Source organism: Gilliamella sp. ESL0232 (assembly GCF_013346885.1).
Lineage (GTDB): Bacteria > Pseudomonadota > Gammaproteobacteria > Enterobacterales > Orbaceae > Gilliamella > Gilliamella bombi.
This window is the reverse complement of record NZ_JAAEDW010000008.1, coordinates 80,108-93,540: the sequence shown is the minus strand read 5'-3', so window position 1 is coordinate 93,540 and position 13,433 is coordinate 80,108. Positions and strand designations below refer to the sequence as shown.

Sequence of the window (13,433 nt, the reverse complement as noted above, 5' to 3'; positions counted from 1 at the left end):
TACTTAATTAGTTTCTTGATTGATAATATAAATTTCTGCATCATTAGATTGCAATTCACTGCATTTATAACGCCAAAAAGCCTGTGATAAACTCTCTTTCAAGCGTAAAGGAAAGACCCATTTACCAAGCCCATAAATACACTCCACAAATTGCGTGGCATGCTCATTACTGCGCGCATGTTCAACCTTACCTGCTGAAAATAACGGTGAAATAGCTTGATAGCCCAAATGTAAAGGGACAAGCCAACCACGACCTTGTTTAACCGATGTGGTTTGCCAGTGATCTTTTTCTTGTGGATGATGATGCAACATCGCTGTTTCAATTAGGGCATCAAGCGCTGTAGCATTAGGATCTTGATGCTGTAATTCAGCAGTAATATCTTGCAAATCTTGTGGTGCTTCAACTAAAACAAATGCTGGTAACAAAGCTTTAATTAAATCATCATGAGATTTAAAGGCAGGGAATAATTCTACCGATTCAATAGATTCTACATATCCACCAGCTATACGTTGCTGGTATAACTTATTCTTCATCTGTGTAATAAATTCTTCTTTATCTTCAGATTTATTCAAACAAGACCGAGACCGCACTTTTACTTCTACAACTAATGAAACATCCAGATGAACTCGCCCTTCTTCAATAATTGAACGAGTACTACCATTTTTAGCTAGTGGATTACGTGTTAATCGAAAAATATAATCCGCATAGTTGTTTGGTCGATAAACTTGTACATCACATTCATGACATGCAATTAACACACCATCTAAGTAAATAGGATTTTCTGATTCAATTTTACGACTTAAAGCATGAATAGCGCCTAGAAACCCCGAAATAGCTGGGAATCCATACGTTAATGGGCTAGAAATCGCATTGGCATTATGGATTTTGACATGATCAAATAATAAATAATAATCTGGTAATGCCATTAAAAGATCCCCTCCCTTTTACGTTGACTTACTTTTACCGCAGTACTAAATTCACGGCGCCATTCGCTAAATTCAGGATCAGCAAATTGTTGTTTAAAATTTTTAAATTTTTCTTTTAAAGCATTTTGAACCCAAGTTGCAAAAAGCTTTTCTAGACTTTGTTGCCAATCACCTTGTTCATACTGTTTTTCAAAATCCTCTTCATTCTCTAATTGTGCACGCTGTGGATCAAGCCAAAGTTTTTCATTAAAACTGAGTGAATAATCACGGCTCCAACCAGCTGGTTGAGTAGTTTGAATATAGCGAGCAAACTTAAGTAGTAAAGATAAAATCACCGCAAACGCATCTTTACGATCATCTCGTTCTTCTACAATATTTTTTGGCGCTTCAACCATATCAAACAGTAATTTAAAACCAAATCGACAAAAATATTGCAGTGCATTATTGAAAATTGTTTCTTGTTGTTTAGAAATCGATGGGAATTGAGATTTTTGAAATATAGGAGGCATAGAGGGTAATAAAAAATTGCGCCCCATTTGACTACCAATAAGTTGGCTTGCATTTTGAGCATTACTGCCACCTAGTTTAACAACGGCTAAATCATGAAAAGAAAAATAAGGTTGATACTCAACATCTTTTTTTCTACGCAATTCTCGTGCATTTTTATTTTCATCCGAAAATCTGCTTTGTATCTTTTGATAAACTAAATGGCATAAAGCACTAGGATGTAGTGGAATCAGTAAGCGGTAATTATTTTCATGCTGTGACAAATAAGTTTCTTCACTATTCGGCCAGAAAAATTGCTTATTAAGTTCTGAAGCCTGCGCATCACTCCAATTATCTTTAAGTAACTGCTTAAAATTTTCCAAATAAAGAGCAGACTTATTTTTATCATCAGATAAAGCTTCTTGAACAGCAGGGTGATTATTAATAATAAGCTGTAAAATTGTTATATCATTTTTAACGACTTGGTTTAAAAGCCCAAATATATCTAAAGCAGCAGCGCCACTGGCATCGAAAGGCAAAGAGTTCACTGTAGCAGATGATACTAAATTATTCAGGTTATTAGGCTTTATCTGTGTATTGTAATTTGCGTTACAAGCCTTCGAGCTCGGGTGAACTCCTTTAGCTATATGGGTAGCAATAAGAAGCCATGAAATTCTTCTAATTGCCGCGTCTTCCATCCACGTTTCAAAATCAAACCGTTTAGCAAGTTCAGCTAACTTTTGCTGAGCTTCATTAACTGCGACCTGATCGCCTAACTCTTTTGCTTTTTCCAGCTTAGCGGTTTCACTTTTATAATTACTATTATTGGCAAGCCGTTGTTGCAGAAAATCTAAAATTACTTTTCTTATATCTTGCCAAGATATGTTATTCATTGACCCTCCTTATTTATCTTAAATTTTAATAAAATGAGAATAAAATAAATCTTACTAAAATTTAAGCAAAAAATCAAAAAATAATCAAAAATAACAAACAAAAAAAAGAAAGAAACAAAGTAAAGAATAAAACTTAAAAGGGAATAATATAATATTAAGCTCAACGAGCCAACTAATTTGGAGGGTGGAGCTTAATCCTTTTATAAACCACTTATTCAGCGGTGAAATATTCTTCAAAGGAAAGAGAATACTTAAAATTTCTCAGCAACCTATACGGCTGTCCGTTCAGAGTATAAAAGAATTACCTCACTTTTACTAGCAACCATTATGCACCTGACGATATTTTGTCAAAAAGTTTCAGGTAACTATGTGTTTCAGTATAAAAACTGATATTCTTTTATCCTTTCTTTTCATAAAATCCTAAATAAGGATGAAAATACCAACTGCTATTACGATATAAGCTTACGCTACAAAATTCATTCGCTAATCGATATGGCGTTTTATTTGGGAAATATTCGGTTATTTTTGCTATGGCTTGCTCGACACTATTTTCTAACCACGGTTTAACTTGCGGATTTTCAAATAACCAACGTTTGTATTCAATTTGGCTATTTTGTTTGCTTGGACAAGATTCATCTGGAGTCTGCCATGCTACATCTGCATAGCTAAATTGATAATCGCCATCGTCGTCAAGTTGGCAAATATATTCATCTTGTGTCTTATCATTTCCTCTAAATGGCGAAATCGCCTGTAAATGCACACAATGGTGATGAGCTAAGCCTTGTTGCCAATAGCTGGTCACATAATTACTTTTACGGGCATTAATTGCAAAAAGATCTGCCATGACCTTATGCTCTAATTCAGCTAGCGTTAGCCCATCTTCAGGGCAAGACTGAATACGTGGAACCGCATCTATATTAACTAACTGATAAGCTGGAATTAGTTCATTTGTTTTATGGGTTTTCAGCAAAAATAATGACTCTTCTTCAAATCCTGGTTTAGTAAAACAGGCCTTATCCGTACGATACTTAGATTCAATTGCTTTTAAATTCGATCCTAATATCGCCACATTGGCCTTTTGTGCCATTTTTTGTGGTCGGTGACGCCATACTCGCCCTACTAACTGAATAATAGAGCGCATGGATGATGGTTCGACAATTGCCCAATCATAATCGTGATCGCGCCCAACTTCGGTGACTGGCGTACCTATTACAATAAAAATATGGTTTTCTTTATTGCTACTTTTTATCGCTTGGAGAATTTCCGGTTGGCTAAATAGTGCCTGTTCATCACTGCGATTTAAAATTCTATCGAGCTTTTCTTCTAATTGACTACGCAATAACAGCAGTTGTCGAGCATGATAAACCACGATATGAAAAGCAGTATCACTAGGTAACTTCTTTTGTTCGTAAATTTGTTCGGTAAGTGAAATAACATCTTCTGTATGGGCAAAACGCATTAAACCGATACTTACCTTTTTTTGTGATTTTTTATCAATTTGATGATGATCTTGGTGAAATTGATAAGCTTGATCTAATAGTTGTTTAGCTAGCACACCATAATTAATTTTTTGGTTTTCTGTTTTATTTTCTTGGTAATTTAGTAGATCTAAAATATGCCCTTTACGGCGGATTGCACTTTGTGCTAATTGATGAATGCGCATTGCTACAAATTGTTGATGGTGATCTCGAAACGTTTTAGTATCAGCAATTTGTGATATCGACTGTTCATATTCATCAAACCAACCACATACAATGGCATTATTGGCATATTGGTTATTTTGATTCCAAATTTTTCGTCCTGCTTGGTAAGCATCAAATAATCCGGCAATTAAATCTGGCGTTAAGGTCGCCGATGACAGTAGTACTTTGCTACCAAACAATCCAGCTAAATGGACTAAACGCGCCAGCGCTGGCAAGTCGTGTTGATCAAAATCATCTGGCTCATCTAAAATCAAATCTGAGGTTAACAATCTTAACGTTGGTGCAATATATTTACCGCCTCGGCTACATTCGCTAGCTTGAATAATATGGTCAATTGTACATGTCACAATAGGCGCATAAAGTAATTGCCGTGCTTTACTGTCTTCGATAATAGTACCTAATTCACAATCAGCAATACCACTTTCTGCTACATCAATATATTCATCAAGCAACGATTCGATAGATTCACTACCTTGGTTTTCCGATTTTTTTTGAGAATCGTTTTGTTGAATTTCTTCACTACTCAGTTCAAACAAGGTTTTTGTGGCTCGCCCACCCACTAAAATCGCCAGATGTTCATCACTTAAGTGTAATCTTTCTCTTAATGCTTTACCTGTTTGCAACGTTAAAACACGTAATCCCAATGCAATGGTAAAACGCACGCCCCGTTTTGGATTTGAAAGCGCATACATAATCCGCCCATTGGCTAAGGTTTTACCACAGCCAGTAGATGCCATATTAACACCAAAAAAGCCACATTCATCAGATAGTTGTTGATAACTTTTTGCTAAATCAAAAGCATGATTTTGCCATTGGAATCGTTTTATAGTTGTTCGTTTGGTAAAAGGTTTATGTTGATTGATTGCGGGTAATTCCGTGGTTATTTTAGGTAATAAACGAGCAAAACGGGCTGAAAAATTAGCAACACCAACCAAATGATCATCCAAACACTGTTTGGCTTCTTTTTGGTAATTTGTGTTGGCAATCAGTATTGCCCTATTTTTTTTTGCCTCGTCATTTGATAAAGATAAACTTGAGTAGTTATGATCAGCCACCATTAAGCTTAAACGTGAAATATGCAATAAAAACGCGTCAATATTAGACAATTGCATTAAGGGAACATGATTTAGGGCTTTGGTTGCATAACGGCTTAGTTTTTTCAGCCAAAGCTGGCTTAAGGTAATATCGCTCTTAAGCTGCCAAAAATCATCGGGCGAAGTATGCTGACTATGACTATTTTTAACCCACCCATCAACTGCATTCAATATTTTATAAAAGGTAGTTATTTTTAAGCCTGAGAGATATGAATCTTTTTCTTGTTTCTTTTTTTTATCACCATCTAATGAAGTCGTTAAAAACGGCATTCGATGATGCGACACAATGAGCCACGCAATCCATTGCGCCAATAACGGTAACTGCGTGAGATCATTTTTGTCAACTTTGGTAAGTTGCTGGTACCAATTAGGATTCTGTTGTCGATATTGATCAAAATGCGCTAATCGATCAAATAAGGCTTCGTTCGTAGTGCAGTCTTGAATCATTAATAAAAATAATTGTAACGAAATCCACTCATGTCGGTAAGGATCAGCCGCCACAGCCGTTTCTGCTCGTAATTTAGATTGAAAACCAATCGTTGCTTTACCTAAATCATGAAGTAGTGCCGCTATGGTTGTAATTAATTGGATACTGGTTGCATATTGCCAACAATTTTCGCTGTCACTGCGTAAAATATTACGTTTAGTACGATTAGTTGGGACTCGTCCCTCTTGATTAAACTGACTGTGATCGCCCACAATCCACAAAAGATCAGTTAAATTTTTACCATGTGTCCAGTAACATGCAACAGCAGTATTTTTTCGTGCAGTTTTGCGTAATAATTTATAGAGCGTTTGTAACCCTGCTTCGGTCATTGGGCTTTGCCATGTTCGTTCACCGCAGCGCTCAGCGAACTGATCGATAATCCGCCTTGTTTCGGTTAAGGCATTTTTTTTGCATTGACTAACAAGTAAAATATTCATATTTGATCTGCTATCTGTTTTAAAGTATCAATAATCCTATCAAGTGCACCTAATTGAGCAAATTGCGCAATACATGCCATACGAAATTCTTTTTCACTATCGCCTTGTTTGGCTGATAAAAAGGCCTGAGGTAATACAATGCCATCTTTAATAATATCTGCCGCATCAAAAACTAATCCACCTCGGCGAGTTTTTCCGTGTAAAATAGCAAGTCCATGAGGGAGACCTAACACCCAACAAGCCGTTGCGCCAAGTCCATAGGCTAAATAGTTACCATGATCTAAAAATTGATTAGCAGGATCATGACTCTTGCCTCGAGTGCCTTGTTCCCGTTTAAATTTGTCATCTTGTAAAGTTAATTGATTTGCCATGCTATAAAGACGTTTGCTAATTCGCCCTTCTGCGGCTAAAAGTGCTTGGCTATTATCAACATCGGTAAATTGTTGTGTTGCATCAGTAAGAATATGCGTTAACTGCGTTTTATCAACATCCCAATCAAATTGCGGCCAACACTCACTAATAATATTAAGCCTTGTTTGTTGCAATAATTTAGCTGCTTGTAATCGACGTTCATCATCAAACCAAAATTGACACCAGCTTTGTAGATATTCTGTCGGGCGATATTCACTTTGTGGCGAAAAAAATTGACAAGCGAATTCAGATTCGGTTGATGAAAATAGAGGCGTTCCGCCTCCACCACAAAAGCCAATCATGACACCTGCCCGTGAAAGCTCTCGCACTGCCGCTTGCGTTAATGATGTTCCCGTGCCTAATAAAATACAGGTAGTATTAGCTATTGGGATATTCCAATATAACGATTGTTGACCTTGCTCAGTCACATACTCAACTCGCCCGCCATTAACCAAAACACGGCAATGCTCTAAATAATAAATATTGGCACGCTTGGAATGCATGATCGTTTTTAGATCAGAAGAATGAATCATATCCATGATAATAACTAATTAAATTGATTGAAATATAGCAAATAAATTAACATTATTCTGTATCAAAACGAGCATTTTATTGTTTATTAACAACAATTGCGTGATCCCTAAGTTATTATATTGTGGACGGAATTTTTAAAGACGAGTGATACTCGTCTTTATCTTTGTGATTAGCAATAAAGTTGCTGTAATGGCGTTACAGTTTGTGCCGGATCGTAATCTAGCGCTGCAGTTGTAGCATAAGCAGCATTCATCGTGGTATCGTAATGTACCTTATATTGAATGGCACTTCGACGTAATACTTTTGAGGCTTCAATAGCTGCTCGCCCAGAGGTGGTATTAAGAATATAGCTATATTCGCCATTTTTTATATGGTCATGGATATTTGGTCGCCCTTCGTTTTCTTTTTTTACGACTTGGCATGGTATATTTGCTTGTTGTAATACCTTTGCCGTGCCAATAGTTGCATCAATACTAAACCCATGAGAAATTAACCGTTTAGCTACCTCTAACAGCCTTGTTTTATCCTGATCGCGAACCGATAATAATGCTTTCCCTGATTTTTTCATATTGGATAAACTACCTAGCTGGGCTTTAGCAAAGGCTTCAGCAAAGGTTTTACCGATTCCCATTACTTCACCTGTTGAGCGCATTTCAGGACCTAAGATTGGGTCGACGCCACTGAATTTATTAAACGGTAATACCACTTCTTTTACCGAATAATACGGAGGAATCACCTCTTTAGTCACATTTTGCTTGGCAAGTGATTGCCCCGTCATCACGCGAGCCGCTATTTTCGCCAATGGTAAACCTGTTGCTTTTGAGACAAAAGGTACAGTGCGAGCTGCACGAGGATTGATTTCGATCAAATAAATTTGATTATCTTTCACCGCAAATTGCCCATTCATTAAACCTTTTACATTGAGTTCAAGTGCTAATTGTTTGGCTTGTTGTCGTAGTTTGTCTAAAATATCTGCAGTTAAGGTGTGGGTTGGCAGTGAGCAAGCAGAATCACCAGAGTGAATGCCTGCTTGTTCAATATGTTCCATAATGCCACCAATCAGGATTTGCTCACCATCAGCAATTACATCAATATCAACTTCAATTGCATCATCTAAAAAGTGATCAAGTAAGACTGGTGCATTATTTGATTCGCTTACCGCTGTTTTAAAATAACGCCTTAAATCTTGTTCATTATAGACAATTTCCATTGCTCGACCTCCTAATACATAAGAAGGTCTAACCACTAATGGATAACCTATTTTTTCTGCTTCAATGACAGCCTCATTAATATCGGTCACTGTGGCGTTGACAGGTTGTTTTAATTTCAGTTTATCGACGACTTCTTGAAAGCGTTTACGATCTTCGGCTTTATCTATAGCATCAGGTGAGGTACCAATAATTGGTAGCCCTGCTGCTTCAAGCGCACGAGCAAGTTTTAGCGGTGTTTGCCCACCGTATTGCACAATAACACCATTTGGCTTTTCAACATGTGCAATTTCAAGCACATCTTCAAGCGTGACAGATTCAAAATAGAGGCGGTCGGAAGTATCGTAATCGGTTGAAACCGTTTCGGGATTACAGTTAACCATAATGGTCTCATAACCATCCTCACGCAGTGCCAATGCCGCATGTACACAGCAATAATCAAACTCAATACCTTGTCCGATCCGATTAGGACCACCACCAAGGATCATAATTTTTTTACGGCTAAATTGAGGATTAGCTTCACACTCTTGCTCATAGGTTGAATAAAGATAAGCGGTATCTGTTGCAAATTCAGCCGCACAGGTATCAACACGTTTATAAACAGGGTGAATTTGATATTGATGACGTAAATCGCGAACAGCTTGTTCTGTGGTATTAAGCAATTTGGCGATGCGTAAATCTGAAAAACCTTTACGTTTTAATTGCCACAATGTTTCTTGATCAAGCTGTGCAAGTGATTGTTCCTTTAGCTTGTTTTCAAGGTTAACCAACTCTTCAATTTGTACTAAAAACCAACGATCAATATTGGTTAGTAAAAAGATATCTTCTAAGCTGAATCCTGCTCTAAAAGCATCAGCAATATACCAAATCCGATCAGCGCCCGCTTCTTGGAGCTCATAACGAATTTTGGTGATATTTTTTTCATCAGCATAATTATCAATTTTAGGATCAAATCCTGAAGCGCCAACTTCAAGCCCTCGCAACGCTTTTTGTATTGATTCTTGGAAGGTACGCCCAATGGCCATCACTTCACCAACTGATTTCATTTGTGTGGTTAAACGATCATTACAACCAGCAAATTTTTCAAAATTAAAGCGTGGAATTTTGGTGACAACATAATCAATTGACGGTTCAAATGAAGCGGGGGTTTTTCCGCCTGTTATATCATTAGATAATTCATCAAGCGTATAACCGACAGCCAGTTTAGCGGCGATTTTCGCGATAGGAAAGCCCGTTGCTTTCGAAGCTAAGGCAGATGATCGCGACACCCGTGGATTCATCTCAATAACAATTAATCGCCCTGTCTTTGGATCAACCGAAAATTGTACATTGGAGCCACCAGTTTCAACACCAATTTCACGCAGTACCGCGATCGAAGCGTTACGCATGATTTGGTATTCTTTATCAGTCAAGGTTTGTGCTGGAGCCACCGTAATTGAATCACCTGTATGAATACCCATTGGATCAAAGTTTTCAATTGAACAAACAATAATGCAGTTATCATTTTTGTCTCGAACTACTTCCATTTCATATTCTTTCCAACCAATTAATGATTCATCAATAAGTAGTTCATTGGTTGGCGAAAGATCAAGTCCTCGAGTACAAATTTCGTCAAACTCTTCGGTATTATAAGCAATACCGCCACCCGTGCCCCCCATGGTAAATGATGGACGAATAATGCAAGGAAAACCAACTTGATCAAGAACGGCGTAAGCTTCTTTAAGCGAATGAGCAATCCCTGAGCGAGCGGTATCAAGACCAATTTTTTTCATCGCCTCATCAAAGCGTTTTCGATCTTCGGCTTTATCGATAGCATCGGCTGTTGCACCTATCATTTCAACATTAAATTCTTTCAATACACCTTGTTTTTCAAGCTCTAATGCACAGTTTAATGCTGTTTGACCGCCCATGGTTGGTAAAATGGCGTCTGGCCTTTCTTGTTCAATAATCTTACGAACGCTTGTCCAATGAATGGGTTCAATATAAGTGGCATCAGCCATTTCAGGATCTGTCATGATAGTGGCTGGATTAGAGTTAACTAAAATAACACGATAACCTTCTTCACGCAGCGCTTTACAGGCTTGAGCACCAGAATAATCAAATTCACATGCTTGGCCAATAACAATTGGGCCAGCACCAATAATTAATATACTTTTTATATCTGTTCGCTTAGCCATGATTATTGCTCCTGCTTATAAATTTTAATTAACTCAATAAAGTGATCAAAAAGTGATGCTGCATCATGAGGCCCAGGACTGGCTTCGGGATGACCTTGAAAACTAAAAGCCGGTTTTTGATTGTGATGAATACCTTGTAATGAACCATCGAACAGTGATTTATGCGTCGCTCGTAAATGAGCTGGTAAGCTTGCTTCATCTACAGCGAAGCCGTGATTTTGTGCAGTGATCATTACCTTATTATTTTCTAGATCTTTAACAGGATGATTACCACCATGATGACCAAACTTCATTTTGATAGTTTTAGCACCACAAGCAAGCGCAAGAAGTTGATGACCTAAACAAATGCCAAAAATAGGAATATCTGTGTTTAAAAACTGTTTAATGGCATCAATCGCATAACTGCAAGGTGCAGGATCTCCTGGACCATTAGATAAAAAGATCCCATCGGGCTTTAAAGCAAGGACTTGTTTTGCTGTCGTTTTGGCTGGTACAACAGTTAATTTACAACCACGCTCAACTAACATTCGCAAAATATTATGTTTTACACCAAAGTCGTAAGCAACAACATGATATGGTAATTGGCTTTCTGGTTTTGGAGTCGGCTGTTGCTGTTGCCTTGTCCATATGCCTTGTGACCAAATATAACTTGTCAAACAAGTCACTTCTTTGGCTAAATCAAGCCCACTTAATCCTTTAAAATCGATTGCCTGCTGTTTAGCTATTTCGGCTTTTTCAAGTAAGGTCGTTTTGTCCGTTGCTGTTATGATGACGCCATGCTGTGCACCTTTTTCACGCAAAATACGGGTTAAGCGCCGCGTATCAATATCCGCAATGGCAATAACATTATGTTTTTTTAAATAGCTAGAAAGGCTGAGTTCGCTTCGATAGTTGCTAGCTAATAATGGCAAATCACGAATAATCAAGCCTTTTGCATAAACTTGGTTCGATTCGGCGTCGGTATCATTCGTTCCTACATTACCAATGTGCGGGTAGGTTAATGTAACCAATTGCTCACAGTAAGACGGATCGGTAAGAATTTCTTGGTAACCTGTCATTGAGGTGTTAAATACCACTTCCCCAACTGTTTGACCATCAGCACCAATTGATTTCCCGATAAATTGCGAACCATCTTGTAACATAAGGAGGGCATAAGTTTGCATGACTAAAAGATCCTTTGAATGAATTATCATGAATTTTGAATAAAAATTCAATTTTACCTAGCTACAAAGATACAATATTTGGTCATTTTATTACACTTTTTTGTACAAAAAAAGCAATATTATAAAAATTATTTTAATAATTAAGTCTAATTTTTGAGACTTATCTCAACATAAAGGTAAAATGTTAGGGTTATTATGATGTTTAACTTGAATTTGCATAATTATTCAAATAGAATCATTTACATCATTACGGTTATTAGGAGCTATATCATGCACGGTTTTTATCAGCGTCATTTTTTACGATTACTTGATTTTACCCCTACCGAAATCAATCAATTAATTAATCTTGCTATCGAATTAAAACAAGCCAAACAACAAGGGCAAGAACAACAACATTTGATTGGTAAAAATATTGCATTAATTTTTGAGAAAGACTCCACCCGTACGCGTTGTGCTTTTGAGGTTGGTGCATTTGATCAAGGTGCAAATGTCACTTATTTAGGGCCAAGTGGTAGTCAAATCGGTCATAAAGAATCAATTGCGGATACCGCACGCGTGCTGGGTCGAATGTATGACGGTATTGAGTATCGTGGTTATGGTCAAGAGATCGTTGAAACATTAGCCCAATATGCTGGTGTACCAGTATGGAATGGCTTAACGACCGAAGCACATCCAACCCAAATTTTAGCCGATTTTATGACAATGAAAGAGCATATAGGCAATCGCCCATTAAGTAGCATTAAATTTGCCTATTTAGGCGATGCCCGTAATAACATGGGAAATTCGTTAATGGAAGGTGCGGCTTTAATGGGAATGGAAATTCGTTTAGTTGCACCAAAGGCCTGTCATCCCGAAGCCGAACTCGTACAAAAGTGCCAAGATATAGCAAAAAATACGGGTGCAAAAATTATCTTAACCGAAGATGTTGCCAAAGGAGTTAAAGACGTCGACTTTTTATATACTGATGTATGGGTATCAATGGGTGAGCCTAAGGAAGTTTGGGATGAGCGTGTTAAATTATTAACACCTTATCAAGTGAATGAAAATGTTATTAAACTTACCAATAATCCAAATGTCAAATTCATGCACTGTTTACCAGCTTTTCATGATATGAACACTACCGTCGGTAAACAGATGGCAGCTCAATATGGTTTAACCAATGGACTTGAAGTGACTAATGATGTGTTTGAATCTGAACATAGTATTGTTTTTGATGAAGCCGAAAACAGGCTACATACCATTAAAGCGGTAATGGTTGCAACATTAGCCAAAGATGAATAATATTGTCATAATCAATACTTAAATGCTTAGCTAAAAAATTAGGCACTTTCTTTTTGCCGGCTTAATGTCGGCAAATTTTATTTAAAAGAATATTGGATTATGACAAAACAAGAACGAAATAAAGATTTTAAAAAATTCCTCAAGTTAACCAATCCCATTCATTTTTTAGCTGTAGGACTAGGTAGTGGTTTATCTCCAATTATGCCCGGAACAATGGGATCGTTAATGGCGATTCCACTTTGGTTATTATTTTATGGTTTACAACCAGCTTTATACTGGGTATTTATTTTAGTGACTTTTATTTTTGGTTGTTTTATTTGCCAAAAAACATCGGATGATACCCATACGCACGATTCAGGGCATATAGTATGGGATGAATTTGTTGGCATGTGGATCACCCTATTTTTTATTCCACAACTTTCTGTTATGTGGATTGCGATAGCCTTTGTAGCATTTAGGATTTTTGACATGGCAAAACCGTGGCCAATTCGTTGGTTTGATAAACGTATACCTGGCGGTTTTGGTATTATGGTGGATGATGTGATTGCAGCTATCTTTTCATCATTCACCGTTTATATCATGACATTGGTTATTTAAAATGTAATCTTATACTAAAATACATACTTTCCTGA

The 13,433-nt window shown here is 37.2% G+C and carries 8 protein-coding genes; 2 read left to right on the top strand and 6 right to left on the bottom strand.

The features are described 5' to 3' along the window. Positions 1–3: 3 nt before the first annotated feature. From csy2 to carA, 6 genes are all read right to left on the bottom strand, one after another. The gene (gene csy2, locus GYW75_RS09470; protein ID WP_174799230.1) at positions 4–927 is read right to left on the bottom strand and encodes a type I-F CRISPR-associated protein Csy2; all 924 of its coding nucleotides are present in this window, start codon (positions 925–927) and stop codon (positions 4–6) included. Next, on the bottom strand, positions 927–2,306 hold the full coding sequence (csy1, locus tag GYW75_RS09465) for a type I-F CRISPR-associated protein Csy1 (protein WP_174799229.1): 1,380 nt from the start codon (positions 2,304–2,306) through the stop codon (positions 927–929). Before csy1 ends, csy2 begins: the two co-directional genes overlap by 1 nt. A 397-nt stretch (positions 2,307–2,703) precedes the next feature. Next, positions 2,704–6,027 carry a type I-F CRISPR-associated helicase Cas3f gene (gene cas3f, locus GYW75_RS09460; protein WP_174799228.1) on the bottom strand — a complete coding sequence of 1,108 codons (3,324 nt, stop codon included), beginning with the start codon at positions 6,025–6,027 and terminating at the stop codon, positions 2,704–2,706. Then, positions 6,024–6,977: a type I-F CRISPR-associated endonuclease Cas1f gene (gene cas1f / locus GYW75_RS09455; RefSeq protein WP_174799227.1), complete on the bottom strand. Its 954-nt coding sequence runs from the start codon at positions 6,975–6,977 to the stop codon at positions 6,024–6,026. The genes cas3f and cas1f overlap by 4 nt, the downstream gene beginning before the upstream one ends. A gap of 164 nt (positions 6,978–7,141) precedes the next feature. Next, entirely contained in the window at positions 7,142–10,357 is a 3,216-nt protein-coding gene (carB, locus tag GYW75_RS09450) for a carbamoyl-phosphate synthase large subunit (protein WP_174799226.1), read from the bottom strand. 2 nt (positions 10,358–10,359) lie between these two features. Beyond that, a complete protein-coding gene (gene carA, locus GYW75_RS09445; RefSeq protein WP_174799225.1) occupies positions 10,360–11,520 on the bottom strand; it encodes a glutamine-hydrolyzing carbamoyl-phosphate synthase small subunit in 1,161 nt (386 codons plus the stop codon). 270 nt (positions 11,521–11,790) lie between these two features. Here carA and argF point away from each other — a divergent pair, with 270 nt between their 5' ends. Next, the gene (argF, locus tag GYW75_RS09440) at positions 11,791–12,801 is read left to right on the top strand and encodes an ornithine carbamoyltransferase (RefSeq protein WP_085163694.1); all 1,011 of its coding nucleotides are present in this window, start codon (positions 11,791–11,793) and stop codon (positions 12,799–12,801) included. Between the two features lie 99 nt (positions 12,802–12,900). Continuing rightward, a complete protein-coding gene (locus GYW75_RS09435; protein WP_034947327.1) occupies positions 12,901–13,398 on the top strand; it encodes a phosphatidylglycerophosphatase A family protein in 498 nt (165 codons plus the stop codon). Positions 13,399–13,433: the final 35 nt, after the last annotated feature.